This is a genomic window from Erysipelothrix aquatica (assembly GCF_009828825.1).
GTDB lineage: Bacteria > Bacillota_I > Bacilli_A > Erysipelotrichales > Erysipelotrichaceae > Erysipelothrix > Erysipelothrix aquatica_A.
Map to the genome: position 1 here is coordinate 189700 of NZ_WTTA01000003.1, position 26681 is coordinate 216380.

Below are 26681 nucleotides of genomic sequence, written 5' to 3' on the forward strand. Positions count from 1 at the left end.
ATATTTATAAATAAGGAGGCATTACATGGATTCTTTACGTATTTTAGTACCTACACCCATGATGGGGTATGGTTTTCCGATTAAGGAATTTGAACGTGGTTTAAGCTATAAGCCACATGCAATTGTATTAGATGCAGGATCAACCGATAGTGGTCCCCAAAAGTTAGCACTTGGTGAAATGACATGCCCTGCATCTGCATATAAAAAAGAAATGGAAATTCTTATCCCTGCTGCAGTTAAGGCAAATGTGCCACTGATTATTACATCTGCTGGCGGCGATGGAACGAATGAACATGTTGATTTATTTATGGAACTTGCTGAATCGGTTGCGAAAGCACATCAACTTGAAATCCGGATTGCTGCAGTTTATAGCGATATTCCAAAAGACACCGTCCGCGAAGCACTCAAAAATAAAAAGGTCAGCGCAATGACAAATGTTCCAGATTTAACGTTCGAAGACATTGATGAAGTTACGGTTATTACCGCTCAAATGGGTGCAGAGCCTTACATCAATCTTCTTCAATCTGATAATCCACCGCATGTTATTATCGGTGGTCGTACGTATGATCCAGCACCAACTGCAGCGATTGGGATCATGAATGGATTCGATCCTGCACTTGCATGGCATATGGGTAAAATTATTGAATGTGGGGCATTATGTGCAGTTCCTTCAGGAAAGAGTGTTATCGGAACCCTTTACCATGACCACTTTACGATTGAACCTATGAATGAAAATTCTCAAGCAAAACCACACACCGTTGCGGCCCATACAATGTATGAAAAAAGTAGCCCAAGCATCCTTCCAGGACCAGGTGGACAACTTCTACTCAATGACTGCGACTTTAGTGCCGAAACAGATTCTGTCGCACGGGTATCAGGCAGTAAATTTGCACCAGACTCACAGTATCGTATCAAACTTGAAGGTGCAAAAATTGTTGGTTACCGTTCAATTACTGTGATGGGACTTCGCGACCCAATTCTTTTAAGTCAACTCGATGACGTTTTAAACTATGTACGCACCGAAGTTGCGAAAGCATTACCTGATGAGAGTTCACAATGCACCATTATCATGCACGAATATGGACGCAATGGTATCATGCAGTCACTCGAATCGTATGACGGACCAAGTGCTCATGAAGTGTGTGTCATTGCTGAAGTGACCGGCCCAACACAAGAAATAGCACAACTCGTAACCAACCGTGTACGAACAACATTACTACATTATCATTATCCTGGGCGTATCGCGACTTCTGGAAATATTGGAATGCCATTTACTCCTCTAGAAATTCCATTAGGTCCTGTATGTGCCTTTAATGTTTATCATTTAATGGATATTACTGATCCCATCGCTCAATTTCCAACTCGAATTACGGAGGTTACTTTATAATGAAACTTAAAGATTTTGCACAAGTTATACGCAGTAAAAACTCGGGTCCTTTTGAAATTACTTTTGATATAATATTCAAAAGCGAGGCTGACTACAATCACTTTAAAAACAGTCAAGCACTCACTAAAGAGTCTTTTGCAACGTTGTATCATCTAACCCCTGCTGATGTCATTACATTTGAATACTTCGACCCTGCCCGTGGTTTGAAAATTACCATACCACGTCCTTGGGCACAAGGAAGCATTGGTGAAAGTGATATGCATGGCTCCCAACAGTATGCACCACTTCTCGACATCACGATTACAGCGTAATGAAAGCACCACGATGTGGTGCTTTTTATTTGCCGTAAAAAAAAGAACACTGCATGGAAAGTGCAGTGTTCAAGGTATCATCAAGGTCATTGGCCTTGATGAATAATACACACATTATGGGCGTGTGTTTAGATTACGATCGTTACGATTTGTTCTGGTACATCGTAGAAAGGATCTTGTTTTTTCTTAAGGAAAGGAGTAGCAATTTGTGGGAATAATGCATAAGACAAGACATCTTCTGTTGTCGTTGCAAATGCTTCCGCTTCTTTCGCAAATGTTGCCATAGCTGGCTGTAGGAGGTCAGCTGGGCGGACAGTTACGATTTCTGCATCTTTACCTACGATTTTTTCAACTATCTCAGCAGCAATCGGAGCTGGAGATTTACCATAGTAACCTTTGACGTATTCTTTAATTTCGTTTGGTATCAGTTTGTAGCGCTCACCACTCAAGACGTTCATGACGGCTTGTGTACCAACCATTTGCGATAATGGGGTAACTAAAGGAGGATATCCCATATCAGCACGCACTCTTGGAACTTCCGCAAGTACTTCTTCATATTTATCCAATTGTTTCGCTTCTTTTAGTTGTGAGAGAAGGTTTGACAACATACCCCCTGGAACTTGGTAAATAAGCGTGTTTGGATCTGTTTCGAGAACTTTTGGATTAAAGACACCACTCTCTTTGAATGTTTCTTTTACAGCTTTGAAGTGATCCGCGACAATTTGGCAGTCTTCGAGGTTCACATCAATGTCGTATCCAAGTTCGCGTAATGCAATAACCATGGATTCTGTTGAGGGTTGGCTTGTCCCTCCAGCAAATGATGAGTTTGCTGTATCAATTACATCTGCTCCTGCCTCAACCGCTTTAAGGTATGTCATTTCGGCAATACCACTTGTTGAGTGTGTATGAACATGAATTGGTAATGCTGTCACTTCTTTAATGAGACGGACTAAAGTTTCAGCACGTGCTGGAGTCAGGATTCCAGCCATATCTTTAATACAGATTGAATGCGCACCCATTGCTTCCATATCTTTAACCAATTGAACATAGTATGCATCTGTATGAACTTCACTAATTGTATAGCAAATTGTCATTTGTGCATGACCACCGTGTTGAATAATTGATTTAACAGATTGCTCTAAGTTTCGTAAGTCATTTAAAGCATCGAAAACGCGGATGACATCAATACCATTTTCAATGGATTTTTGGATGAACGCATCCACAACATCATCTGGATAGTGTTTGTATCCAAGAAGGTTTTGACCACGCAATAGCATTTGGAGCTTGGTATTTTTTACGTGTTTGCGGATTGTACGGAGTCGCTCCCATGGATCTTCTCCTAAAAAACGGATACATGCATCAAAAGTTGCACCACCCCATACTTCAAGACTTTCGAATCCAGCATGGTCAAGTGTTTCCAATACTGGAATCATTTGTTCTATTGTCATGCGCGTTGCAATTTGACTTTGGTGTGCGTCACGTAAGATTGTATCGGTGATTTTAACGTGTTTCGTCATTAAACGTCACACTCCCTTCTTTAATTAATATATTTTGCATTGCTTTGTGCAAAGCTTTAACTGTATGTGTTCGATTACGACCACACGCCTTACTTGATTCATTACAAATCAAGCAACGGCGGCCATCGTATCCTAGATCTTCACGAGAAAGTGATCCTTTTGAATTATAAACATCAAAGTCATAGAGTCTTCCAAGTGCATTTTGATCTTCGAGTTGAATTGTGAGTTTTTTTATGAGGTCAATTTGTGATGTATTGACGACAATGAAATATTCGATACCTGTGATGGCATTCACAGTTTTCGTATAGATCGTTTCAAGTGCTGCAGCATTCAGGGCTGCATGCAAGTGTTCAATTCCAAGTTCTAAGAGTGTTTGAATCAGTTCATTGTTTTTAACAGGACCTGGCATATTGACCTTTAATGCAATGAGAACTGCATTCGGATAAAGCGACACAAGTTGTTGTTGGAACTGAATGCGATGATCACGATGTGCAAGGACTGCCTCAAGTGAAGGAACAGGTCCTACTTCAAATGCATCCTCGACACTTTGATCAATGTGATATTTAGTCACGTTTAACTTGGCGCACTGCATCGATTAAGCTACCATCACGGTATTCAATTAATGCAACCACTTTATCTCCGTATTGGATAGGCTCAGGTGTTCCAACGATTCCATAAGCACGATCACGAAGTTCTTCAATGGTGAATTGCGGAATATCAACATTTTTGAAACGTTCGATTAAATCTTGACGTAATGGGTTAATTGCAATCCCTACTTCAGTAACAACGACATCAATCGATTGTCCTGGTGTAATAACGGTATTAACGTCATCAACGATTGTTGGGATACGTCCACGAACAACTGGTGAAAGGATAATGCTGAGTTTTGAACCTGCAGCGGTATCACTATGTCCACCTGAAGCACCACGGATTAAACCATCAGAACCAGTCATAACGTTAACATTGAATTTAGTATCAACTTCTAGAGCGGATAGTACAACCACATCAAGCATGTTGACGGCTGCACCTTTATTTCCTGGGTTCGCATACATTGAAGCACTAATTTCGTAGTGTTTTTCATTATTTTTGATGGAATCAATCGCACCACGATCAAATGATTGTGTATCAATGAGTGTGTCGATTAAGCCTTCTTCATGCATTTCTGCTAAATGACCTGTAAGTCCACCTAAAGCAAATCCTGCTTTAATGTTCTTCTCAATCATTGCATCTTTTAGGTAACGTGCAACTGCAAGTGATGATCCACCTGTTCCTGATTGGAATGAGAATCCTTCTTTGAAGTATGGAGATGCTTGAATAACTTTGCTTGCATATTCAGCAATAAGAAGTTCTTTAGGATCTGTTGTATAGCGTGTTGCACCTTTAGCAATCCCGTTTGGATCACCAATTGAATCAACGACAACAACGTAATCTACGTGATTTTGTGGAATACTAATTGGCGTATTTGGGTATGGTACAAGTGTATCTGTGATAATGACGACTTTTTCTGCAAACTCTGCATCAACGCGTGCATATCCCAATGATCCACATGCTGCTTTACCATGTGATCCATTTGAGTTTCCATATTCATCCGAACTAGATGCTCCAAGGAAGGCAACATCAATTTTAATATCGCCCATTTCGATTGCGCGTGCACGACCCCCGTGTGAACGGATCACAACTGGGTTTTCCATGAGTCCATTAGAAACAGCTGCTCCAACTTTATCACGAAGTCCACTTGATGTAATATTTGTAATCACACCATTTTTGACATGGTCAATAATTGGTTCGTGAACGTTTGCGATAGAACTTGATGCGAGTGTTAAGTTTTTAATTCCAAGTTTTGCAATTTCTTCCATAACCATGTTGAGGACTTTATCCCCTTCACGGAAATGGTGGTGGAATGATACGGTCATACCATCTTTTAAACCTGTTTCAATAATGACATCTTTAATGGATTCACGTAGTTTTGATTCCCCAGGTAATACTGCAGTTACAGTTGCGGCATTACGTTGGTATGTTGGTTTGCGATCAAATTGATCAACAAACATTCCAAATTTTTCTGCGTATTCTGTAGGAATTTCGCGTCCGACTTTATTTTTTGGCATATTAACGTACCTCCCCGTCTACATCGATTCCAGCAGCACGTGCAAGCATGATGACACGCTCAGCACGTTCTACGATTGGTTTATCAATCATTTTTCCATTTAATGCAATAACACCTGAACCTTTTGCTTCTGCTTCAGCGATTGCTGCAATAACGTCTTTCGCGTTTTTGATTTCTTTGTCTGTAGGACGGTAAACGCTATTAACGATAGGAATTTGACGTGGGTTGATTACAGATTTCCCATCAAATCCAAGTTGACGAATTAATTCTGTCTCACGGCGAAGTGTTTCTGGATCATTAACGTCTGAGAAGACGGTATCAACTGCAGCAACACCTGCTGCACGGGCAGCATGTACAATCATTGAACGTGCAAAGAATAGTTCTTCACTGTTACGTTCTGGGTAACGACGTGTTTTCATTGAAGTAACATAGTCTTCCGCCCCGATAGCGATTCCCACGATACGTGGACTTGAAGTTGCAATTGCGTACGCATTGAGGACACCCATCGGACCTTCAATCGCTGCAAAAATCTTAGTAGATCCTTCTTCACGACCGGATTGTTTTTCTGCTTCAAGCATAATTGCTTCAACATCAATAACATCTTGCGCTGTTTCTGTTTTTGGAAGACGAATAACATCGATTCCTGCACGAACCATCGCATGGATGTCGTCACGACCACCTTGGGATAAGTCGTTGATACGTACAACGGTTTCAGTTGTTCCAAAATCGAGTGTTTTTACCGCTTGGTAGACTAAGAATCGTGATGTATCTTTTTCTTTTAGTGAAATTGAGTCTTCGAGGTCGAACATAATGGAATCAGCCCCGTATAAGTTTGCATCGCGTAACATTCCTGGATTACTTGCAGGAATGAACATCATTGTTCTTCTTAAACGTTCCATGATTCTAATGCCTCCCAATCGATATTTTGTGTAATACCGGATGCACGATGAACAACTGCTATGGTACGTGCTTTTATGGTACAGTCCAATGCTCCTTGATCAACAATTGATACTTTAGCATCCGTAATTCCAAGATTCGCAAGTGTTTCCTCGACAACTTTACGAATTTGTTTTCCAAATTGGAATTCAACGCTACTTTGTAGGTCGATTTCAATTCCTTTACCAGCGTTTTGGTCAATCATAATCTGTAAATCTGATGATTCCAGCGTACCGGCTACCGCTTGATTTTTAATTTCAAATTTTGCCAATTGATGTTCCTCCATTTCGAATCTCACTGATGAGTGTTTGACCATCCTCTGACATTAAGTAGTCATAGGTGGTCGTTGGCACGAGCTTTTGAACTAGCTCTAAATCATTTTCGAAAAGCGCTTTACGGACCCTTGAAGCACTAATTACATCTCCAGTAATCTCTTTACGAGGGATAATATTTAGATGAATCTCAGGTTCTAAAACAGATTGTAAGGCTTGGTTATAGATTGCGGTTGCTTCAGAATATGGCTCTTCACCAACAAAGCGTTTCGTTATATTCATAACGTTTGCGATATTTTTGAAGATGGTTGCGTCTAAAGTCGCTTGAACCGCGGTCACACTCACATCTTCTTTGAGGAAATATGACGGAAAGGTTTGATTGGATACCATATAGTTTCCAGTATCAAGGACCGTCACATTTGCAAAGTGTGCTGTTCCTTTTTCTACAAGCTCACGACGCACTCTCGCAGGGAATGTGGACGCATCTTCAGAAAGAACAAACACAAAGACATGATCAGCATGCATCGTCGCATATTCAACAAGGTACTGATGTCCCTTAGTAAACGGATTTGCATTCATAACAATGGCTGCACTTACGCCTGTTTCTTCTCGATAGGGTTCGATGCGTTCAAGATAACGATCGAAACCATTCATTGCTTTTTCTAAGAATACAAGGTCTTCACCAACAGCGGCAATTTGCTTAAATCCTAAGTATTTAAAGGATTCAACAGCGCTGGGTTTTGTATAAACGTACACATTTGTGTAACCGTTGTCCAACACCTCATTCATTAAGAATGAGATAAGTTGGTTCAAGGTTCCCCCTCCAGTGTATTTTTTACACACGGCGATGCATTTTAGAATATTTTGATAGATGGATCCCGTCGCAATTAACGTATCCCCTTCAAAAACTCCATAAGTATAATCGACATTGTCCTCATGACGAATGTTGGCATCGTTTAGAAACGAAACCCATTGTTTATATTCATCACGATAGCGTTTGATGTGCATTCGACGAATTTCTGACATCTTGCGCACCCCTTTCGATTATTTTTTGTCTTCTGGGAAGACTTTAAGTAAGATGGTACTTGCTGCATAAATAATTAATAATGCGGCAAAAATTCCACCCATTCCAATTACCATAATTTCCAATGCTGGCATAATATCTGCCATGTTTAAGTTTAATGTCATAATGATACTCCTTTATTAAGCGAAGAACATGAGGATCATTCCACCAGCAACAACTGATGCAATTTGACCCGACACGTTCGCTCCAATAGCGTAGTTGAGTACGAAGTTTTGTGGATCTTCTTCTGTCGCAAGCTTTTGAACAACACGTGCTGACATTGGGAAGGCTGAGATACCAGCACCACCAATCATAGGATTAATTTTTTCTTTACGGAATAAGTTAATGAATTTTGCAAAGAGTACACCACCGATTGTGTCCATAATAAAGGCAACAAGACCAAACGCAATGATTAATAATGTTTGAACATTGAGGAATTCTCCCGCTGTCATTTTCATCGCAATGGTGAATCCAAGAAGGATTGAAACAAGGTTAACCAATTCATTTTGTGCTGTAAGACTCAAACGATCAAGCACTCCACATTCACGAAGTAAGTTTCCAAACATTAAGAATCCAACAAGTGGTAATGAAACTGGTGAAATAAATCCAGCAACTACTGAGATGATGATTGGGAAGAAAATCTTCGTACGTTTTGATACACCGGATGCTTTATAGCTCATCTTGATTGCGCGTTCTTTTTTAGTTGTGACTAATTTGATTGCGGCAGGTTGGATGATTGGAACTAAAGCCATGTATGAGTATGCGGCAACAGTGATTGGTCCTAAGAGCTCTGGTGCAAGTTTGTTGGCAACAAAAATTGATGTAGGTCCATCAGCAGCTCCGATAATTCCGATTGTAGCGGCTTGTGGTAACGTAAAGTTTGCGATTACTGCAACCACAATCGTAAAGAAGATTCCGAATTGTGCTGCTGCTCCATAAAGTAACATAGATGGGTTTTGAAGTAATGGTCCAAAGTCGATCATTGCTCCAATTCCAATAAAGATGAGGAGTGGGAAGAGTTCTGTTTCAATCCCTGCGGCAAAAAGAATGTTGAGAACACCTTCTGGCCCTCCTGGTTGTGTAATAAGTCCCGAGTTCGGGAAGTTAACAAGAATAGCTCCCAAGCCCATTGGTACTAAAAGCGTTGGCTCGTATTCTTTAACAATTCCTAAATAAATGAGTGCTAATCCAATTACCATCATAATAATCTGTTGGTATGTAATTTGCATTATCCCCTGAATTAAAATATCCATATGTCTTTCCTTCCTTTACTATTTAATGACGACCATGACTTGTCCGACGTCAATAGCTGATCCTTTTTCTGCATAAATTGCAGCAACAGTCCCTGCTTGTGGTGCGACAATATTGTTTTCCATTTTCATTGCTTCAAGAACAAGTAATACTTGATTTTCAGTAACTACGTCACCAACTTTAACAGCGATTGATAAGATATTTCCTGGCATTGGTGAAATAACTTCTGTTCCGCCTTCAACACTGACTGGTGCTGCAGCAGGTGCTGGTGCTGGTGCTGCTTCAGCTACTGGCGCTGCGGCTGCGACCGGTGCAGGTGCTGCTACTGGTGCAGCAGGTGCAAAGGATAAACCTTCTGGATTTCCAATTTCTTCCATTTCAACAACGTATTCTTTGTCGTTTAATTTTACTCTAAATTTTCTAAGCATATTCTAATTGCTCCCTTCCTCAGTAATACTTACCAACCTAAAGGTTGATTCTGGCTTATCGTGTGCCAGAACACTTGCTGCAATCAGCGCTGCAGCTTCTTTGTCTTGATCAATACGACGGATTGATTTGATCTTAACTGTCGCATCATCAAAGCTTGTAGATAAAATTGCAGAAGCAATGACAGCTACCGTATCGTGCTCCTCTTGATCTGTGATTGCTTCAGTGAAGTCAACCAATGGAATTTGAGGGGCGGCAACTGGCGTTGGTGCTACAGTTTTATCTTCAACGGGTTCTACTTTATTACGTTTTCTCCAAAACATGCCAGTACCTGCTCTTTCTACTCTCTTATTATAATGTATACACTTCTGGATATATGATTTTATGGTGTTTTTTACGTGTCTGAACATCCAAAAAACACCTATTGTAAACTATTTGTATAATTTGAGTTTACAATAGCCGATTTGCATGATATTCTAGCATGCATAAGGAGGCTTTTATGACGCCATCAGTTTTAGAAATACTGGAAAACAATATGGGATCTTTTATCAGCGGCGAAACGATTGCCACCCAATTTGGGATGACACGCGCTAATGTATGGAAAGAAATCCAAAAACTCAAGGCTCAAGGCTACCGAATTGAGTCAGTTCGCAATCAGGGATACCGCCTGGTTGATTTAAACGGTAATTTATCGAAGTCACAAATTCTAACATATGTTCACGACGGTTTGATTAAAGATGTTGAGTATTTGGAATCCGTTGATTCAACGAACACTTATGCCAAACTACTAGCACAAGATAGTGACATTAAGGACTATGTTGTTGTTTCTGACCTTCAAACCGAAGGTCGCGGCCGCATGGGACGCTCGTTTTACTCCCCTTCCAAAAACGGGGTTTACATGAGTTTTATTCTGCGCCCCAACCTTGCGCTGCAAGATACGCAGCTACTCACGATTGCTGCCGCAGTAGCAGTAGTCCAAAGCATTAAACACCTTTACGATGTAGATGTTCATATTAAATGGCTCAACGATATTTATAGTCATAAACGCAAATTATGCGGGATTTTAACCGAAGGTGAAATTGTCCTCGAATCCAGCAGTTATCGCTATTTAATTTTAGGGCTTGGAATTAATGTTTATACAGATTCCCAATTACCAGAATCCATCCAAAGTATCTACACTGCTTTAGATGCCGTAGTATCCCAACCCATTGATCGAAATCAGTTAGTCGGTGCTATCATTAATAATTTCTATGATATTTACCGAGGAATCCCACAGAATCGGGCGGCATTGTTGAACGAGTATAAAGCATCTAGCATTGTTTTAGGTGAAGTCGTTCACGTCAACCACAATCCAGATCAGTCTTACACTGCTGTCGATATTGACGAGCATGGCTATCTTATTGTAGAAGACATTGAACTCAACCGTCATATTTTAAACGCTGGCGAAGTCAGCATTGGAGGAAGTTTCAAAAATGAAAACTAAAGATTTAACACTCGCTGCACTTTTTGCAGGATTTATTGCGATTAGTTCTTATATTGTCATTCCACTCCCTGTTGTTCCCTTCTCGCTTCAGGTATTTGCTGTTAGCTTAACGGCTATTTGTCTCACACGTAAACAAGCACTTTTCGCAATTTTGACATATACCCTTATCGGTTTAATCGGACTTCCAGTTTTTGCTGGTGGTCGTGGTGGTTTCCAGGTTATCTTATCGCCATCATTTGGATTTATTCTTGGCTTTATACCTATGGTCTTCATCATCAACACGTTATTTCATAAACTCCCGAAAGGAAAACGTTGGCTTGCCTTCGGTGCTGGTAGCCTCTCACTCTATGCTGTAGCACTTCCAATCTTGTACTTCAATTTGAAGATTAATACTGGAACGGCACTGCCACTTTCAAAGTTACTCGTCACATATTGGTTAATCTTCTTACCAACAGATTGCTTATCAATGGGACTGAGCTATGTTGTACAATCTAAGATTTTACCTTTTACGCAATCGCAGACTCCTTCATCAGAGTCGTTGTAAATAGTTACAAAAAGCTGGTATTGCGAAATACCAGCTTTAGTTTGTTATTTAAGGAATGGTACAGCACCTGTGAATCCAGCTACGAGGATGAAAATCACGAAGATTCCCAATGCCCATTTTGCTGATTCTTTTTGCCATTCACCCATATCTAACTCTGTCATTTGTAAGAGTAAGTAGATGAAGGCAACGAGTGGACTGAGTAAGTGGAATGCTTGTCCTAAGAGTGAAGCAACTCCCAACTCCATTTGTGTCCATCCGTATGTTGCACCTGCTTCTGTAAGCACTGGTAAAACACCATAGTAGAATGCGTCGTTTGATAGGAAGAATGTACCTGGTGCTGACAAGAAGGCAACAACAAGACCCCAGAAACGACCAAAGCTTGCAGGAATAATTTTTGTTAAACTAATTGCTAATGCATCTGACATCCCTGAAACTGTAAATAATCCTGTAAATACCCCAGCACCAAGTACTAAGATAACAACAGCAACTGCGTCTCCTGAGTTTTCGTGTAAACGCGTTTTTTGATCTTTAAGGTTTGGATAGTTCATCATTAATGCAATAACTGTACCTACAAGGAACAAGAATACTGATGGGAATGTTCCTTCCATCATTAGCAATGTAACAATTGTTAATGTAAGGATTAAGTTTGGCCAGAATAAGTGTGGACGACGAATTTTTAGAATTTCTTCATCATCTGTTGATGTAAGTTCAAGTAATTCTTTTTCTGATAATACTTTGATTCCAATACGTTTACGTTCTTGGAATCCCATGTAGATTGAGACACCTAACATATAGATAACTGCTAAGATCATTCCAGGTGCTACTGCACGAAGAACCTCTGAGTCCATTCCGTTTAGCTCAGGTAATACTGAGATAACGCGGGCTGTAGGACCACCCCATGGTAGTAAGTTCATAATTGTGTTCATGAGGATAACAAGAACACCTAAGTTCATCATCTTCATGCCCAGCTTTTTATAAAGTGGTATGAATGCGGTACATGTAATCAGCGTTGTTGTCGTTCCATCACCGTTCAGTGATACGGTTGCTGCAACAACTGCGGTAGCGAATAAGACTTTTAATGGATCTCCATTCGCGAATTTAATCATGACTCGAGTAATTGGATCAAACATCCCTGCATCAAGCATCAATGCAAAGTAGAAGATCGCAAAGAGTAACATGATACCTGTTGTCGATGTTTTCTTAATTCCATCAAGAACAAAGTCCCCTAGAATCCAAATTTGGTCCATAAATGTGACCATTGATGGATCAGCCAGTTTTTTAATTTCGACTATTTGATCCGTGTAGAGTCCCATGAAAGACCCTGCTAATGCAAATACAAGTGGTACGATGATCAAAGCTGTAAATGGTGATAATTTTTTCTTCATTATCAAGAATAGGAATACAGCGATCATTCCCCACGCCAACACTGTTAGTGCTATAGGCATAATATTTCTCCTCCCTGTGGATAATTCTTTATCAGAATGTACATTCATCATAATGCTGGAAAGCGATTACAACAATACTTAACCAGTCCAAAAAACACTCAATAAACACCCTATACACTTGAGGTACACTATGGGATTACTCACTTATTAAGCCATATTTTCACATAAAAAGCCACGTTTGAGTGGCTTTTTATGGTTCCGCTTAAGCAAGCTTTGACAATTCACTTGTGAAAAAATAGATTATTAGTGTATCTCTTGTAGGATGTTTTTGATGATGGAATAGGTTTCTTTAGGAAGCCAATGCCATTCATCCGCATCCAATAAATATTTCTCACGAAGGGTAAATGTACGACGAAGTTTTTCTAAATAGTCGACATTATCAAAGTCTGGAGTAAACGCATCGGATACAGCATACGACATTTTTGGAAGTGGACCGAAAGGTTGAAACACTACAGTATCCGTTAAAATATCATGAATTACTTTCATCGTATCTTCAGGTTTAATCTTGTCACCATTGAAATATCCCGTATTCAAGATATATCCCGTAACATCCTCTGATTCAAACAGTGACTTAAACTGTGTATAATCTTCCAAAAGTGGGTAGAGTCGGAATGGGTTTGCATACGGTTCAATGACCAATTTTCCAACCTCATCCGTATTTTCAGCATTACTACGCGTTGTACTAATGGTTGCGCCCATAACAGCCGCTAAGACAGGATCGTCCAAACGCACACAAGGTGGAAAGGCATCATCACGCATAATCCAAAAGACTGTTTTTAGTGGTGTGTCAATCGCATCGATGCGATTATCGGTCCAATATTTTGATTTGATGGTACGGCCATTACCATTTCGGATATCTTCAGTTTTTAACACAAGCTTTCCAGAATCATCACGGACCACACCATTATTTTGAACCGTAATGAATGCTTCAATCGCATCATGACCCATCGGATAATCGGCAGTCTTATCAAAGTACGATGGCTCGAGTGCAATCGCCCGCTTCGTCTCTTCATGAATGATAAATGCATCATCATGTAAGACTTTAACCTCTGTAGTTGCTTTGGGTTGAGCAAAAGTTATTGTAGATTTACCCGATCCTGAAAGCCCAAATGCAGCCATAACTTGTTCATGTTCGCCGTCTTTCATGTATTTTAATCCACCATGACAAGGAATATAGTTGTAGCGTTTCGCTGCATTCCATGCTAAAGAAAGAATCGCTTTCTTAATTTCTCCAAAATAGTTTAGTCCTAAAATGACAGCCACATCTTCGTGGGGATCTAAGAGCACGAGCCCCTGGGGATAGTCTGGATGACGCCAGTCAGGATCGACATAAATAAATTGTTCTCCCTTTGGATTTTCGATACAACCTGCTTCAAAATTCATCATTGTATTATAGAGGTTGTTTTCGTGACCTTGGGGTATCATGATGTGCACATTCATTTGAAAGTCATCATCCAATCCAACATAGACACATGAACTGTAAAATGGCCGATTATGATTGTTTGCGATGATATCTTGAACAAGTTTAACAAAAGCCATGTCTTTGGGGCTATCGATAATATGGCGTGCACGTGCAGTTCTTCCGACTACTGAACCATTATTGTCAACGAGGACTTTTGCATTTTGGGGAAGGCCAAGTGCTTCTGTATGATTCACAACAAGATCTGTGACAATGGTAGCAGGTGCAGTTTCTGACATGCGGTATGCTGCTTCGCGGGTTTTAACCGGAATAACGTGATTATGATAGAACGCAGTTTCAACGGTAGACTTGAACGCTTGATGTACGTGTTTGTGGAACATGATAGATTCCTCCTCTATGGATATTTTACCATGCATTACTTTCACTCGTTGTTTTTAATAAGTTTTGTATGTTTTTTTTATGTATACAAAAAAATCACCTTGCGGTGATTAAAATTTTGGTGCCCATTGGATGGCTATGGTTCCCAGTCCTGCATGGGTTGCCACAGCTGCAGGAAGTGGAATAATATAGTATTTGAAGGTTCCTAGTTTTTCAAAAAGGTAATCACGACATGCTTCAAGAACCGCCATCCCCTCACTCTCAAGTAAGTAAAGGTCATGCGTTTCTGGTTTTACATGATGCGTCGTCATGTCGTCTACAAGCGCTTGGAATGCTTTACGATCGGTACGTCCAATACTCCGTTTCTCAATAGATACCCCTTTATTTTCCAAATAAAGCATCGGTTTCACCCGAAGTAATGACGCAATTTTTTGTGCTGTCTTGGACATACGTCCACTTAACACAACTTGTTCTAATGTCTCTGGATAGACATATGAAATTGTATCCGAGAAGATTTTGTCGAGCATACTTTGAATTGTTTCAATGGATTCGCCGCGTTCGTTGTATTCACGTATACCACGGACAGCTTGTTGAACAGGTCCTGTAATCGTATGTGTATTTATAACTGTTGTATTTTGAAGTCCACTTTCATTAACTGCTTGTTGGAATGATGGATAGGATCCGGAAAGCGCCGTACCAATGCTTAGGACGAAAACATGGTCATAGTTTTGATCAACCATCGATTCAAACAATTCAATCATAAATCCAATACTTGGTTGGGATGTTGTCACTCGTTCTTTATTACGAAGCAGGTTGTTAACCTCTTCTTTCGTAATTGTCACTTCATCAATATATGCATGGTTATTATTCATGACAGTTAACGGCGCAATTTTTACATCAAAATGCTTGATTTCTTCAGGGGTGAACGACACGGATGAGTCGCAAACGATTGCAATTTTTTTCATGGGCATCATACTTTCTATATTTATATTAGCACGCTTAGTATACCAAATTTTTTTCTTATTTTCACAAATACTTTATGTTGTTTTTCACACTTTTATTATTTATACACTAAAAATGCAAATGCGAATGTAGTATCTTATCCTTTATTATGATATGTTGGGATTAATAGAAATGAGGCAACCTTATGATTCAGTTAATCAATCACCTTAATTCACCCCAAGAAGTCCAAACAAAATTGGACAAAGCCTTCGCGAAAGGTTATACGTTAGATAAAGTAAAGTTTGGGTTTCGCTTTTTTAAGAAGGAAGCAACTCCCAAAGCTGCTACCTACCTTGTTGAGCGCGAAACTGCTTTAGAACGCAAGTATCTTGTCGATAAAACTGTATTTACCCAACCCAATGTTACTGTAACCTATTGCTTGGGTGTTGATGAGAAACAAGATACTATTTCTGACATTTTACTTGTTGATTATTATCAACATCAGAAATCGCTTTACAGTCATGTATCGTTGCGACTCAGTATCTATGTCATGATTGGCCTGTATGCGCTAATGTTCCTTAGCATTATTCCTGCAGCTTTAACTGGCTGGTTGTTCCTGGTTATTTTCTTATTTTTATTGCACCGCTTTGTTAGTTATCGTGCATTCTATAAAACTGTATTCAAACCACTTTTAGAATCAACCAACTCAATTGATGTTGCGAAGGCCATTAGTCTTGTAATCGTGGCTGATCGTAAGTTGAACAGTGAGGAATTTGCGCTAATCCGTGAACTAGGAAATTTCGAATTTTCCAATGAAAAAAACGGCAAATTTGTTTACAAACTCCTCACCCTATCAAAGCATAAATTGGTTCAAGAGAAATTGGATACATTAACTTCTATTGAAACGGAACTCTTTGCTACAGCACGTTAATCGTGCTTTTTTTTATGACTGTTGATACTTCATTGCGAGATAGAATGGCACGGCAAGAAATAGTCCTGCGAGACCAGCAACAAGTTCCAATGGTGGCGCTTGTAAAAGAAGCCATGTTGACGCCACAATACTGCATGCTGGAATCAAGACTCCAAAGGGTAATTGGAAAGGACGTACTACATCTTTTTTTGTACTTCGCAGTCGAATTACTGCCATCGCTGTCGAAATATACTGGATAAAGCCTGAAACTACAGCGAGCGTTACAAGCATTTGATAACTTCCCGATAAAGCAACAGGAATCGCAATAATTGTTGATGCAACAATCGCAAACCCTGGGGTACCAAAGCGTGATTCTTTCGCAAAGCACGACGGTAAAAGTTTATCCTCGGCAAGAGCTACCATACAACGGGGAGTAATAAATGAGTTTGCAATGTTAATACCCGCAATTGAGATTAAAGTTCCAGTGCAAGCAATCATGAGACCAGTAGGTCCAATCATGCGGTATAGTGCTGCTTGAATAGGCATCGTTTCCGTCTTTAAATCGTTGCCTAAAACTCCGATTGATAGAACATGGACCCCAATATAGAATATGGTAATGACGGTCATAACAATCATAATGGCGCGTGGTAAATTTTGTTTTGGATTTTCCATATCCTCAGACGCAACTGCGAGTGATTCAAATCCTTGAAATGCATAGAACCACATCAAGCTAATGGCACCAAATTTACTCCACTTGAATGCCGAATCAGTCATGACAAGTTCGAAGTGTGATCCTTTGACAAAAAAAACACCTACTACGATAAATATCAGAATCGGAATGATTTTTGAAACAGTAACAACATTATTTAGAACTTTCGTAAAATTAACACCCAGATAATTGACGATCCCCAATCCAACGAGAGTACCAACTACAATTAACGCGCCTCCTGTTCCCGTTCGGGCTGGGCTCCAAATTGCACCCAAAGCAACTTTCAGCGCGCACGCTGTTGACGCCCATGTGATTATTTGAACCACTAACTTACTAAAGCCGACAACAAAACCCGGAAATTCTCCAAATGCATCACGAACATAAACATAAGGTCCGCCATTTTGTGAATAAATACCGGCTGCTTCAGCAAAGCATGCAGCTAAAGACATCACCACAATCGCTATAAACAATAACGTCCAAAGACTTCCCAGGCCAATTTCTTTACTCGTTATATGTGGAAAGAAAAAGACACCAGAACCAATAATCGAATTAATACCAAGCAATACGATGCTTGTAAATCCAAGTTTCTTTTGCATTATAAATACTCCTTAATTTCTTTTTTTCCCTGTAGATGGAGTTATTTTACAGAAACCATTTGCGTGAAACAAGGCGTAAATCCACGGATTTAAGTAGCTAATGTCTAAGTGACAAATTGTCCAAAGTGTCTAAATCGCTATTTAATGCCACCTGTAGCGATTACATTACTTGTCTTGAAATGATTTAATACCGTAAACTAAATGTAAATAGTTACCGCTTAATCATTTTCTTTTTAGGTATGAACGTGCGAAACAAGGAAAGGAATCCCTATGTTCAAAAAATTTATGATACTAAATCTTTGTCTTTTGTTTATTACCGGGTGTAGTGTTAACTCTCCTAAAGACCCTCAAACAGCTACCAATACGATGACGCGCAATAATCATGATTATACATTTGATGTTGTATCTGGAGCGACGAACGGAAAACATGAAGGGGTCGCATATCGTGGTGATGAAAAATGGCAACGTATGATGTGGTCAGGTCGCCCAGAAATTGGTGTCGTTACAGGGGATTATTATTTTGATTCTCTCGACTTCAATGGTGGCTATATTGCAACGGTAATGGTTGTTGCCGAAAACAATGCTTTGCAACTTGTTGAATTTGATGAAATCTCACCCCAAAACTACTATGCCCCTGAATGGGCTAACCGCACCAAACGTACCTCTGGCTACGCCAATTGGCAAATGGATAATGGTCGCACTGATACAACGCTTGTTACCATAGTCAACGCGATGACATTTCTTGAGTACCAAATGATGACACAAAACAGTCTTGTAGGTGAGTTCAACGCACCGGCTGGTTCATCAACCAGTCTTCGCGGTGGGTTTGAACCGGTTGTAAATAAAATTGCACCGCGTGTCGCGAAACCATCAAATTTATATTATATTGGTGTCACGGAAGCTATCGGAGATGGGCTGTATGCCCGCCTGGGTGTTATCTACAATAAACAGGATCAGTCAATCTATGATGTTATCTATGACGAATATTTTGACGATAATCCAGAAGCCATTGCAGACCCGGCACTTCAGCAGTTTTACCGTGAATCAAAGTACCATGCGCGTGAATTTGAAACCGTTACTCAACAACACTTCCATGATGATGTGAATGCATTAAAAGCTGCCGTTAAGCAACACCAAACGCTTGATATTCCAATCGATAATACTGCCATTTCACCGCATTATCGCCCATTAGCAGAACGTGTTTATCAATTAAGCCAAGAAAAAATGTCTGACTTTTAATCAGACATTTTTTCTTGATTGAGATATGGTAACGCATAACCTGAACCATCAATTAAATCATACTGAATAACTTCATACGCTGTCAGTAGTTTTTGTTGATATGGCGTTAATTGGTCATAGCTTCGAGGACTCGTGTCACCATACAAATAATAACCAGTACTATGAATACTGATGAACGTTTCGTTCACTTCTTGAACCAAAGCTTGGTATGGACTTATTTTGACATCCCCAACTGCATAAATTAAATTCTGTGCATTTGTCAAAGAAATCAGATCTGTGTTGTAAGCTTCCAGACTTGCATCAGGAAGGTTGGTCGCCATAAAGTAGTTGGTTTGATATTTTTTGATAGGTGTATTGACGTTTAAGATACTGTTATAAATTCCTGGGAGATGATCCCCATAGAAAAAGAGAATATATGGTTTTTCTTCTTCATTCAAAGCCGTTATAAAGTCTTTCGTATAACCATCTGTTCGATGAATTCCTTCACTATAATTTTTGACAACTGTTTTGTAAGCATCTGATAATAGTTCACTCTCGACCTCATAAATACTATCGGGGAAATCGTTAGGGTACGGTGCGTGATTTTGCATCGTGACTAAGTGAATTGACATTGGATTTTCATTGATTCGATAATGGTCAAGAACTTCATTATAGGCAGACTCGTCTGAGATATATCCATACATAACGAGCAACCCCTTATGCTGCATATCATTTTCGAAGATGCTTGTATCAATTCCAAAGTTCCGATAGGTAGGGACCCGCTTGAAGAACTGTGATCCATAACTATGGATTGCAAGTGTATCGCGTTCACCGTCTGATTGAATCGATTTGAAAATTGAAGGTAGATGATCATTGGTTGATGTAAACGACTGGAATGCTGTCGCAACAGCTGGACTTAGTGATCCATAGCTCATCCCTGTTATGAGTTCATACTCGGTATTCGGTGTTTGACCACCATAGGTTGGTGAAATAATTGATCCCACTGCTACTTTGTCCGATGAATCTTTTAAGTATTCAAGTGGTTCCTCTGCGAGTATAAAGCCATCCAGATTGCTCGGATCACTCATCGATTCACTAAGAATGGTGATAACATTGATATCTTCAAAATTTTCACGACTGCGGGTCGCATTGATTGCATCCGCATCTTTTGAATAATGGGCCATAATTTTATCAACCGTTTCTTTTGAGTACGAATCGGGTTGATACATATTATCACCTGGAATATTAACAACAAATCCATTAAGAAAACCATAGTATTGGTAATTATCGATTTGATTCCAAATTGAATACTCCGGAAAGAAATTATGGTTTACAGCATAACTTCGAAACCGAGAGTCGTGCTTGTTGTAAGACATCATATATGATGAACCCAACATTAATATCACAAGTCCTGAGATTAAAGTCGTTACACGAATATGTCTGTTGTAGACGGGCTTGAAAATTCCCAATTTCCGATTCAAAACTACCATGACAGCTACGAGTAGCACAAGAACCACGACACTGATGAAAATCATCTTCAGTTGTCGAGACGTAATCATTGAGAGTAGGTCTTTGGTATTGCGAAGATAACTCACATCAGCTGGATAAATAGGTTCAACTAATACGTTCAACTTTATATAGTTTAGGACTGCAACAATAGCGGTTACCGTTAAATATCCAATGCTTACAAAGAGAATATTATTAAAAATAAGGACTAGTAGTATAAATACGATAAACAGAATTACCGTACTAAACACATATGCTGGTGTTGAATAGGCAATTGATTCAAAAACGAGATCATAATCAAACTTAAACAAACTTGCTGTAGTCACCAGTTGAAAGACCACACTAATAATGATTCCTGTTATGATGATGATCAGACTATAAGCCAACCATCGTTTCCAATTTTTATTTTTTAACATCTAATTTCCTCATTTCAAGGGGCCAACAAGCATAATGGGTTCTGGTTCTACATTGAACTGAATTTGCTTGGTCTTGCCTCCAAATTCGCCATCAAGGCCGTATTCGACCGTTGATTCACTGTTGATTGTAACTCTTTTTGCACGTCTAAAAATGATACTATCATCTTCAAAACTTTGAGTATTGATTTGATGAAGTGTTTTTACGAGCTGAACTGGTGTTTTGGGTGTCCGAACCAGCATCACTTCAAACAAGCCATCCGCTAAATCAGTTGAATCCGGAAAGCGGACGAAGTTTGCCATCTTTTTTGTATTGGTAATGGATACAAAACTGAATTTCCCTTTTACAATTTCGTCATCCACAGTAACGTCAAGACGGTATTTCTTTAATTTCCAAATTTCCCAAAAACCTCGCAACATATAGGCAAAGTAGCCAAATTTATTTTTAAGTTTCTGGTCTGTCGTATACGGCACATTCGATAAATATCCAAAGGTTAGTGCATACGAAAATACTTTATCATTAACAACGCCTAAGTCTGTAGTGATTGTCTTTGTAAAGTCAGTTGTTGTTAGTATTTCTTCAATATTGACGGTTTCATAATAGTTCTTTGCAATATCGTTCGTCGTTCCACTTGGAAGCATCAGAATTGGTTGTTTTAAATTTAATGCTGCTGCCATGGTAAATGCCGCACTGATTGTTCCATCACCACCCATTGCCGCTAGGACATCAAAGTCTGTAGTTTTGATGCGTTCCATCAAGGCTTCGGGATCTTGTTGTATAGATTCTTTCGAAACGATGTTGAGGTGGGCGTATGAAGCATCATTGATCGTGGGAATCCCCTTACCGGATTCTGTATTACCAATAAAGAAAATACGAGGGGTCATAATCTTCACCTATTCTTATCATTCTTGTTTATATCTATGTACAGTATACCTTTATTTCACTTTTTTTCAATTTTCTTAACAATTCCTCGTTAAAATTTCATTTATGAAAGCCTAGCTCCGAATAGCAAGAGTTTGTGAGTATGGCTTGGAGGACATCATAGCGTGCTGGAATCATACGCTCTGGTAATTCGTTAATTTTAAACCATTTGAGTTCCGCTATCTTATGGGGTTCTTTAATCTGTGGTATCTTTGAAAACGTTTCGACCCAAAAGTAGCAATTGAAATACGTATTATCATGGTCTGGGTCGTATAGATGCGTAAGGTGGACAAATTTCATGTCTTGCTCTAAAACATCAATCCCGATTTCTTCCATGAATTCACGACGCATGCACATCGTTGCAGATTCGTGTGCTTCAATATGGCCTGCTGCCGCAAAATCCCAATGATCATCCATAAATCCTGTATTTATTCTTTTTTGCAACAAAATTTCAATATCTTTTTGGTGGTGTCTAACTACCAGTCCCATCGATGCACCGCGTGCCTTAAAATATTTATCCATAGTCCCTCCCAGTTCGTGGAATAATCATAGTACGATTCATTTTTAATAGCAACTTCACAAAACAATGTGAAATGTATCACTAATTTATCAAGCGTGGTTACCCAGAGTAACTATCACTTATCTTTTCTACCATTTTCATCTAAATCTGTGAAAATTGCGCTTCTTTTTCTCAAATTTCACGATATTCTAGAAGTGGAGATGACAAATATCGATTTGTTATTGAAGGAGTCGAACATGGAAAATTTGATTACAGTCTTGAATTCTCTTGGTTTCACAGAAAATGAAGCAAAGATCTATATCTCATTGTTGAAGACCGGACCGCAAAATGGTTACGAAATTAGCAAATCAAGCGGTGTTCCACGCAGTAAAATCTACGTCCTACTCGAACGTCTTTTACAACGTGGCATTCTAACAAGTTCTCATAATGGCAAAAATGTCATTTACAAAGCAGAACCGGTATCCCGCCTTGAAGATATGGCAACCTTGGACCTCCAACGCAACCTTCAAGCGTTACGTAAAGAGACCAGCAAAATAAGTGAAACTGGAGACGACGATCAGATTTGGCATTTATCAGGATACGATAACATTCTGCTGCGTGTTGAGGAAATGATTCGCACAGCTGAGCACGAGTTATTAATTCAAATTTGGCAACCCGAGTTAATGCCTCGTATTGAGCAAGCGATTCTTGCAGCTGAAGGTACGATTAAAATTGCGGTTATTTTATATGATGAAACGCAATCGTATCAAACTGATGTTAAAAATGTCTACAAACACGGTTTCGAAGACAATCTCTTGGATGAGAATAATGCACGGTGGTTAACGTGTGTTAAAGATGCTTCGGAAATGATATATGTTACCATTCCTAATATTCAGCAAGCAACCGCAATTCATACCACCAATAAGAGTATGATTTGGTTCTCTACTGAATATGTGAAACATGATGTTTTCTGCTTAAGACTGATTGATGATATGGGTGAACTCGCACACACACTATACGGTCCTAAGATTGCGAAACTTCGTGATATTTACACACTCCAATAGGAGGAAATTATGAATATCGTAACAACAATTTTAGTATTAATCGCAGTCGTGAATGGAATTTTTGCGATTACATTAGTACGTGACTTAGCAAAGAATAAAGATTCGGTCATGAAGGAACCGGGAAATCCAATTGTCATGGCAATCACCGAATTCTTTATGTTCTTATTATCTACATTTGGAATTTCTGACTTTGCCATTGGTGCAGCGATTTATCCGAAATCAAAATGGGTCAGTGATGAAAAACTTCCTGGAACGCTTAATACACAATGTGTTATTCCAGTTGCTGTCATGGCTTTATCCTACATTTCTGTTATTGATGTTGACTTAACAACATTGCTTGTTGCTATTTTTGCACAAGTACTTGGTGCTTATATCTCACCACGTTATGTTGTTAAATTACCCGTTAACACCATCAAAAAATTTGTCGCAACCGGACTCATTATTGCCGGTGGATTGATTGTGGCAGGTAAAGTTGGACTATACCCTGCAGGAGGAACTGCAACAGGCCTTTCAGGCTTTAAACTTGTTTTATTAGGTGTTCTTTCATTTGTCTATGGTGCTGTCAATAATATTGGTATCGGATCTTATGCCCTTACCTCTGCAACTGTTTATGCTTTAGGAATGAGTCCATTAGTTGCTTTCCCAATCATGATGGGTGCATGCACATTCTCAGTTCCTATTGGTTCAATGCAATTTATTAAACTTGACAGTTATTCACGTAAAATTACACTGTTTGCTGCTATCTTTGGTTCACTAGGGGTTTTAGTTGCTGTCTTTGTGGTTCAAAGTTTAGATGTAGCCCTACTCCAATGGGTCGTAGTCGCAGTCGTTTTATTCAGTGCAACACAAATGATTTTATCGGTTCGTAAGGGGGATTAACACATGGAAATCAAAGTAATTAACAAAGCAATTATTGATGAGGTTTATACGATGCTTGATGCAATTCAAGCAAATAAAGATGCACTTGCGATTTACTCACGCAATGGGTCCATCATTCCATTACGGACCAACATTGATGTCGCTGCATTCGAAGGTCAAAGCTTGTATATGCCTGGTTATGCTGCTGATGCGCATGCATTGGGTGTAAAAATTGTCTCTGTTTATCCTAATAATATTGCGAAGGGCATCCCAAGTGTTCCTTCAACAATGGTTTTAATTGATGATGAAACAGGTCAAGTGATCGCCCTATTGGATGGTACGTATTTAACACAAGTGCGTACGGGTGCCGTTGCGGGTGCTGCAACCGATTTATTAGCCCGTCAAGACAGTAAAGTCTTTACTATTTTTGGAGCTGGTGGGCAGGCTGAAAGTCAAGTTGATGCAGTTCTTGCTGTTCGTGATATCGAACAGGTTTATGTCTGTGATCTTGATGAAGCCCGTCGTGAAGCGTTTGCGGCCCACATTGCTGAAAAACATCACGTCAAAGCCGAAGCTGCTGCATCAGCAGAAGATGCAGTTCGTCAATCAGATATTATTACGTGCGTCACAACAACACGTCGCCCACTCTTTGATGCGTCATGGCTTAAAGCAGGCGCACACGTTAACGGCATTGGATCGTACACCCCTGAAATGCAAGAGATTCCTGCTGAAGCAATTCTAAATGCCGATGGCGTCTATGTTGACACATTTGATGGCGTTTTAAACGAAGCAGGTGACTTCATCAAACCAATTTCAGAAGGTTTGTTCACCAACAAGATTATTACAGGTGAATTGGGTGATATCGTCAATGGTAAAGTTACTGGACGTAAGGACACATCACAAATAACCGTCTTTAAATCAACAGGTTCTGCAGTCATGGACGTCGTGAATGCACGTCGTATTTACGAAAAGGCGCTTGCGCATAACGCCGGTGACTCTATTAATTTATAGTCAAAACGTAAAAATACCACTCTATGAGCGGTATTTTTTTTGTTGTTCATCATAGATACTTTTCCCAGTTACAATCATCGTTATAATGTCGTCATTATCTTCAATCGCTACGCCTTTTTTTCCAAGGTAATCGCATAGGATTGGAAGATCCTTTGCGAGCGCTGCAGTAACTTCGTGTGTATACACCGAACCATCCTTTGCCAATAGCGAAATATTGAAACTATCCGGTCCCCAATCACCAATTCCGATTCGAGGCCGAGACGTATAGTCTATTTTAAATATATCAATATCATCAAATTCATACGTTTTCCTGAATTGCTGAGGTTTAAAGATAGCGATGAGACGTCCCCACCATGATCGATAGTGGATGGCAATAATCTCACGTTTACCTATAATAATCCGACCTTCCTTCACCACGATTAATGTCAAAAACATAAAGAAACCAAAGAAGATGAAGAATGTCCAAATGTAAGGACGTATCGTCATCGTCGCACCGAAAAAGAGTGCAAATATAAATCCAATAACTGTATTCCGGACCAAATTACGTTCACCTATTTGATAAGGTTTTTTCAAATGTTTCGATCCTCTTAAAAGTTGATCAATCGAAATATCATACAAATCACTGAGCATGATAATGTTTTCAATATCTGGCATAGATTCCCCACGTTCCCATTTTGAAATTGCTTGGCGTGAAATCATCAATTTCTCAGCGAGTGTTTCTTGCGTATACCCATTCACTTCACGGTAGTATTTTAGATATTCGTTCAGTAACATATGTGCCACCTCTTTCTATCTAAAGCATAGTCAATTTTCTGTTTTTTGTAACGCAACGTGTGGTTTCTATCCGTGATTTTTCTGATATAACTTATAAATACTGAGGATTACAAAGATTTTAAATGCAATTTGTGATAGCATTGCGAGCAATGATCCTCCAAAACCAACTCCCAAAGTGCTTAGCAAATTAATTGCGATAATGATACTGAGGATAATCGCAACCGTTTGTTTTGTCTGTACGACAAAGTCATAATCCCCCGCAAGATAAATGTAATAAAACATCGTAAATGAAATGATCAACCCTACAATTGCATAAATAACTGCGATAATTTCCGGACGAATAATGACAACGATATACATAAGACCAAGCATTCCCAGTGTTGTATATGCAATTAAGACAACCAAAAGATTAAGTGCCATTCTGAAGTATCGATTCCACAACGGTGTTTTTCTGAGCATGTATAAGGAATAAAGAAGTAACCCCAACGATCCTACTAATATAATTGTAGAGTTTGTAATCGGCAATGACATGATGATCACACCTACTAATATCCCCAATAATGCATTATTTTCTATTTTTTGAACATCTTGCCCCATAAGCTTCCCCTGCTTTCTTATCTAACTTAATAATATCATGTTCATCACAAAGACATATCATAATCCTATCTATTTTTTTCTAATCTCAGCTTTATAGTATGAAGCGCTAATTCAGCTTTTTGAAA

General features: G+C 39.4%; 28 protein-coding genes. 9 read left to right on the plus strand and 19 right to left on the minus strand.

The window, feature by feature from the left end:
• Nucleotides 1-25: 25 nt before the first annotated feature.
• Together GVV22_RS06840 and GVV22_RS06845 are read left to right on the plus strand one after the other, a co-directional pair.
• Nucleotides 26-1387 (plus strand): acyclic terpene utilization AtuA family protein, encoded by a 1362-nt coding sequence (locus GVV22_RS06840; protein ID WP_159649389.1) that lies wholly within the window; start codon nt 26-28, stop codon nt 1385-1387.
• Nucleotides 1387-1698: a DUF4387 domain-containing protein gene (locus GVV22_RS06845; RefSeq protein WP_159649390.1), complete on the plus strand. Its 312-nt coding sequence runs from the start codon at nt 1387-1389 to the stop codon at nt 1696-1698. Before GVV22_RS06840 ends, GVV22_RS06845 begins: the two co-directional genes overlap by 1 nt.
• A gap of 128 nt (nt 1699-1826) precedes the next feature.
• On the opposite strand, the gene GVV22_RS06850 is transcribed toward GVV22_RS06845, so the two are convergent.
• From GVV22_RS06850 to GVV22_RS06895, 10 genes are read right to left on the minus strand one after another with little or no spacing between them, the layout of a single operon-like run.
• The gene (locus tag GVV22_RS06850; protein WP_159649391.1) at nt 1827-3215 is read right to left on the minus strand and encodes an oxaloacetate decarboxylase subunit alpha; all 1389 of its coding nucleotides are present in this window, start codon (nt 3213-3215) and stop codon (nt 1827-1829) included.
• Nucleotides 3199-3786, minus strand: a complete 588-nt coding sequence (gene citX / locus GVV22_RS06855; protein ID WP_159649392.1) for a citrate lyase holo-[acyl-carrier protein] synthase — start codon at nt 3784-3786, stop codon at nt 3199-3201. The genes GVV22_RS06850 and citX overlap by 17 nt, the downstream gene beginning before the upstream one ends.
• Nucleotides 3779-5320 carry a citrate lyase subunit alpha gene (gene citF / locus GVV22_RS06860; protein WP_159633598.1) on the minus strand — a complete coding sequence of 514 codons (1542 nt, stop codon included), beginning with the start codon at nt 5318-5320 and terminating at the stop codon, nt 3779-3781. The genes citX and citF overlap by 8 nt, the downstream gene beginning before the upstream one ends.
• A gap of 1 nt (nt 5321) precedes the next feature.
• Entirely contained in the window at nt 5322-6218 is an 897-nt protein-coding gene (locus GVV22_RS06865; RefSeq protein ID WP_159649393.1) for an aldolase/citrate lyase family protein, read from the minus strand.
• Entirely contained in the window at nt 6206-6526 is a 321-nt protein-coding gene (citD, locus tag GVV22_RS06870; protein ID WP_236261672.1) for a citrate lyase acyl carrier protein, read from the minus strand. Before citD ends, GVV22_RS06865 begins: the two co-directional genes overlap by 13 nt.
• On the minus strand, nt 6513-7553 hold the full coding sequence (citC, locus tag GVV22_RS06875) for a [citrate (pro-3S)-lyase] ligase (protein ID WP_159649394.1): 1041 nt from the start codon (nt 7551-7553) through the stop codon (nt 6513-6515). The genes citD and citC overlap by 14 nt, the downstream gene beginning before the upstream one ends.
• Before the next feature lie 18 nt (nt 7554-7571).
• Nucleotides 7572-7715 carry an OadG-related small transporter subunit gene (locus GVV22_RS06880; protein WP_159649395.1) on the minus strand — a complete coding sequence of 48 codons (144 nt, stop codon included), beginning with the start codon at nt 7713-7715 and terminating at the stop codon, nt 7572-7574.
• A gap of 15 nt (nt 7716-7730) precedes the next feature.
• Complete coding sequence (locus GVV22_RS06885) at nt 7731-8843, minus strand: sodium ion-translocating decarboxylase subunit beta (protein ID WP_159649396.1); 1113 nt, start codon at nt 8841-8843, stop codon at nt 7731-7733.
• Between the two features lie 18 nt (nt 8844-8861).
• Nucleotides 8862-9269 (minus strand): biotin/lipoyl-containing protein, encoded by a 408-nt coding sequence (locus tag GVV22_RS06890; RefSeq protein WP_159649397.1) that lies wholly within the window; start codon nt 9267-9269, stop codon nt 8862-8864.
• Nucleotides 9270-9272: 3 nt separating this feature from the next.
• Nucleotides 9273-9590 carry a hypothetical protein gene (locus tag GVV22_RS06895; RefSeq protein WP_159633619.1) on the minus strand — a complete coding sequence of 106 codons (318 nt, stop codon included), beginning with the start codon at nt 9588-9590 and terminating at the stop codon, nt 9273-9275.
• Nucleotides 9591-9766: 176 nt separating this feature from the next.
• Between GVV22_RS06895 and GVV22_RS06900 the strand changes: the two genes are divergently transcribed.
• Nucleotides 9767-10750 carry a biotin--[acetyl-CoA-carboxylase] ligase gene (locus tag GVV22_RS06900; RefSeq protein WP_159649398.1) on the plus strand — a complete coding sequence of 328 codons (984 nt, stop codon included), beginning with the start codon at nt 9767-9769 and terminating at the stop codon, nt 10748-10750.
• Nucleotides 10740-11294 carry a biotin transporter BioY gene (locus GVV22_RS06905; protein WP_159649399.1) on the plus strand — a complete coding sequence of 185 codons (555 nt, stop codon included), beginning with the start codon at nt 10740-10742 and terminating at the stop codon, nt 11292-11294. Before GVV22_RS06900 ends, GVV22_RS06905 begins: the two co-directional genes overlap by 11 nt.
• Nucleotides 11295-11338: 44 nt before the next feature.
• Here GVV22_RS06905 and GVV22_RS06910 read toward each other — a convergent pair whose 3' ends face one another.
• From GVV22_RS06910 to GVV22_RS06920, 3 genes are all read right to left on the minus strand, one after another.
• Entirely contained in the window at nt 11339-12739 is a 1401-nt protein-coding gene (locus GVV22_RS06910; RefSeq protein WP_201287529.1) for a CitMHS family transporter, read from the minus strand.
• Nucleotides 12740-12982: 243 nt separating this feature from the next.
• Complete coding sequence (locus GVV22_RS06915; RefSeq protein WP_159649400.1) at nt 12983-14539, minus strand: phosphoenolpyruvate carboxykinase (ATP); 1557 nt, start codon at nt 14537-14539, stop codon at nt 12983-12985.
• A gap of 108 nt (nt 14540-14647) precedes the next feature.
• Complete coding sequence (locus GVV22_RS06920; RefSeq protein WP_159649401.1) at nt 14648-15502, minus strand: DegV family protein; 855 nt, start codon at nt 15500-15502, stop codon at nt 14648-14650.
• A 182-nt stretch (nt 15503-15684) separates the two neighbouring features.
• Between GVV22_RS06920 and GVV22_RS06925 the strand changes: the two genes are divergently transcribed.
• Nucleotides 15685-16410 (plus strand): hypothetical protein, encoded by a 726-nt coding sequence (locus GVV22_RS06925; protein ID WP_159649402.1) that lies wholly within the window; start codon nt 15685-15687, stop codon nt 16408-16410.
• A gap of 12 nt (nt 16411-16422) precedes the next feature.
• On the opposite strand, the gene GVV22_RS06930 is transcribed toward GVV22_RS06925, so the two are convergent.
• A complete protein-coding gene (locus GVV22_RS06930; RefSeq protein WP_159649403.1) occupies nt 16423-17694 on the minus strand; it encodes an APC family permease in 1272 nt (423 codons plus the stop codon).
• 270 nt (nt 17695-17964) lie between these two features.
• On the opposite strand from GVV22_RS06930, the gene GVV22_RS06935 reads away from it, so the two are divergent.
• Entirely contained in the window at nt 17965-18933 is a 969-nt protein-coding gene (locus GVV22_RS06935) for a hypothetical protein (RefSeq protein ID WP_159649404.1), read from the plus strand.
• Here GVV22_RS06935 and GVV22_RS06940 read toward each other — a convergent pair.
• The 3 genes from GVV22_RS06940 to GVV22_RS06950 form a co-directional block, all read right to left on the minus strand.
• Nucleotides 18930-20834: an LTA synthase family protein gene (locus GVV22_RS06940; protein ID WP_159649405.1), complete on the minus strand. Its 1905-nt coding sequence runs from the start codon at nt 20832-20834 to the stop codon at nt 18930-18932. The genes GVV22_RS06935 and GVV22_RS06940 overlap by 4 nt on opposite strands.
• Before the next feature lie 9 nt (nt 20835-20843).
• Nucleotides 20844-21716, minus strand: a complete 873-nt coding sequence (locus GVV22_RS06945) for a diacylglycerol/lipid kinase family protein (protein ID WP_159649406.1) — start codon at nt 21714-21716, stop codon at nt 20844-20846.
• Between the two features lie 97 nt (nt 21717-21813).
• Nucleotides 21814-22275, minus strand: a complete 462-nt coding sequence (locus tag GVV22_RS06950) for an NUDIX domain-containing protein (protein WP_159649407.1) — start codon at nt 22273-22275, stop codon at nt 21814-21816.
• Nucleotides 22276-22509: 234 nt separating this feature from the next.
• Between GVV22_RS06950 and GVV22_RS06955 the strand changes: the two genes are divergently transcribed.
• From GVV22_RS06955 to GVV22_RS06965, 3 genes are read left to right on the plus strand one after another with little or no spacing between them, the layout of a single operon-like run.
• Entirely contained in the window at nt 22510-23316 is an 807-nt protein-coding gene (locus tag GVV22_RS06955) for a TrmB family transcriptional regulator (RefSeq protein ID WP_159649408.1), read from the plus strand.
• A gap of 9 nt (nt 23317-23325) precedes the next feature.
• A complete protein-coding gene (locus GVV22_RS06960) occupies nt 23326-24195 on the plus strand; it encodes a sulfite exporter TauE/SafE family protein (protein WP_159649409.1) in 870 nt (289 codons plus the stop codon).
• Between the two features lie 3 nt (nt 24196-24198).
• The gene (locus GVV22_RS06965; RefSeq protein WP_159649410.1) at nt 24199-25185 is read left to right on the plus strand and encodes an ornithine cyclodeaminase family protein; all 987 of its coding nucleotides are present in this window, start codon (nt 24199-24201) and stop codon (nt 25183-25185) included.
• Nucleotides 25186-25206: 21 nt separating this feature from the next.
• Here GVV22_RS06965 and GVV22_RS06970 read toward each other — a convergent pair whose 3' ends face one another.
• Both GVV22_RS06970 and GVV22_RS06975 read right to left on the minus strand, forming a co-directional pair.
• Nucleotides 25207-25959 carry a helix-turn-helix domain-containing protein gene (locus GVV22_RS06970; protein ID WP_159649411.1) on the minus strand — a complete coding sequence of 251 codons (753 nt, stop codon included), beginning with the start codon at nt 25957-25959 and terminating at the stop codon, nt 25207-25209.
• A gap of 66 nt (nt 25960-26025) precedes the next feature.
• Nucleotides 26026-26556, minus strand: coding sequence for a hypothetical protein (locus GVV22_RS06975; protein WP_159649412.1), 531 nt, complete (start codon nt 26554-26556; stop codon nt 26026-26028).
• Nucleotides 26557-26681: the final 125 nt, after the last annotated feature.

Bases quoted from the DNA above. Each gene is read 5' to 3' on its own strand.
- GVV22_RS06840 (WP_159649389.1), top strand. From the start codon at position 26: ATGGATTCTTTACGTATTTTAGTACCTACACCCATGATGGGGTATGGT.
- GVV22_RS06845 (WP_159649390.1), top strand. From the start codon at position 1,387: ATGAAACTTAAAGATTTTGCACAAGTTATACGCAGTAAAAACTCGGGT.
- GVV22_RS06850 (WP_159649391.1), bottom strand. From the start codon at position 3,215: ATGACGAAACACGTTAAAATCACCGATACAATCTTACGTGACGCACAC.
- citF (WP_159633598.1), bottom strand. From the start codon at position 5,320: ATGCCAAAAAATAAAGTCGGACGCGAAATTCCTACAGAATACGCAGAA.
- GVV22_RS06865 (WP_159649393.1), bottom strand. From the start codon at position 6,218: ATGGAACGTTTAAGAAGAACAATGATGTTCATTCCTGCAAGTAATCCA.
- citC (WP_159649394.1), bottom strand. From the start codon at position 7,553: ATGTCAGAAATTCGTCGAATGCACATCAAACGCTATCGTGATGAATAT.
- GVV22_RS06880 (WP_159649395.1), bottom strand. From the start codon at position 7,715: ATGACATTAAACTTAAACATGGCAGATATTATGCCAGCATTGGAAATT.
- GVV22_RS06885 (WP_159649396.1), bottom strand. From the start codon at position 8,843: ATGGATATTTTAATTCAGGGGATAATGCAAATTACATACCAACAGATT.
- GVV22_RS06890 (WP_159649397.1), bottom strand. From the start codon at position 9,269: ATGCTTAGAAAATTTAGAGTAAAATTAAACGACAAAGAATACGTTGTT.
- GVV22_RS06895 (WP_159633619.1), bottom strand. From the start codon at position 9,590: ATGTTTTGGAGAAAACGTAATAAAGTAGAACCCGTTGAAGATAAAACT.
- GVV22_RS06900 (WP_159649398.1), top strand. From the start codon at position 9,767: ATGACGCCATCAGTTTTAGAAATACTGGAAAACAATATGGGATCTTTT.
- GVV22_RS06905 (WP_159649399.1), top strand. From the start codon at position 10,740: ATGAAAACTAAAGATTTAACACTCGCTGCACTTTTTGCAGGATTTATT.
- GVV22_RS06910 (WP_201287529.1), bottom strand. From the start codon at position 12,739: ATGCCTATAGCACTAACAGTGTTGGCGTGGGGAATGATCGCTGTATTC.
- GVV22_RS06915 (WP_159649400.1), bottom strand. From the start codon at position 14,539: ATGTTCCACAAACACGTACATCAAGCGTTCAAGTCTACCGTTGAAACT.
- GVV22_RS06920 (WP_159649401.1), bottom strand. From the start codon at position 15,502: ATGAAAAAAATTGCAATCGTTTGCGACTCATCCGTGTCGTTCACCCCT.
- GVV22_RS06925 (WP_159649402.1), top strand. From the start codon at position 15,685: ATGATTCAGTTAATCAATCACCTTAATTCACCCCAAGAAGTCCAAACA.
- GVV22_RS06930 (WP_159649403.1), bottom strand. From the start codon at position 17,694: ATGCAAAAGAAACTTGGATTTACAAGCATCGTATTGCTTGGTATTAAT.
- GVV22_RS06935 (WP_159649404.1), top strand. From the start codon at position 17,965: ATGTTCAAAAAATTTATGATACTAAATCTTTGTCTTTTGTTTATTACC.
- GVV22_RS06940 (WP_159649405.1), bottom strand. From the start codon at position 20,834: ATGTTAAAAAATAAAAATTGGAAACGATGGTTGGCTTATAGTCTGATC.
- GVV22_RS06945 (WP_159649406.1), bottom strand. From the start codon at position 21,716: ATGACCCCTCGTATTTTCTTTATTGGTAATACAGAATCCGGTAAGGGG.
- GVV22_RS06950 (WP_159649407.1), bottom strand. From the start codon at position 22,275: ATGGATAAATATTTTAAGGCACGCGGTGCATCGATGGGACTGGTAGTT.
- GVV22_RS06955 (WP_159649408.1), top strand. From the start codon at position 22,510: ATGGAAAATTTGATTACAGTCTTGAATTCTCTTGGTTTCACAGAAAAT.
- GVV22_RS06960 (WP_159649409.1), top strand. From the start codon at position 23,326: ATGAATATCGTAACAACAATTTTAGTATTAATCGCAGTCGTGAATGGA.
- GVV22_RS06965 (WP_159649410.1), top strand. From the start codon at position 24,199: ATGGAAATCAAAGTAATTAACAAAGCAATTATTGATGAGGTTTATACG.
- GVV22_RS06970 (WP_159649411.1), bottom strand. From the start codon at position 25,959: ATGTTACTGAACGAATATCTAAAATACTACCGTGAAGTGAATGGGTAT.
- GVV22_RS06975 (WP_159649412.1), bottom strand. From the start codon at position 26,556: ATGGGGCAAGATGTTCAAAAAATAGAAAATAATGCATTATTGGGGATA.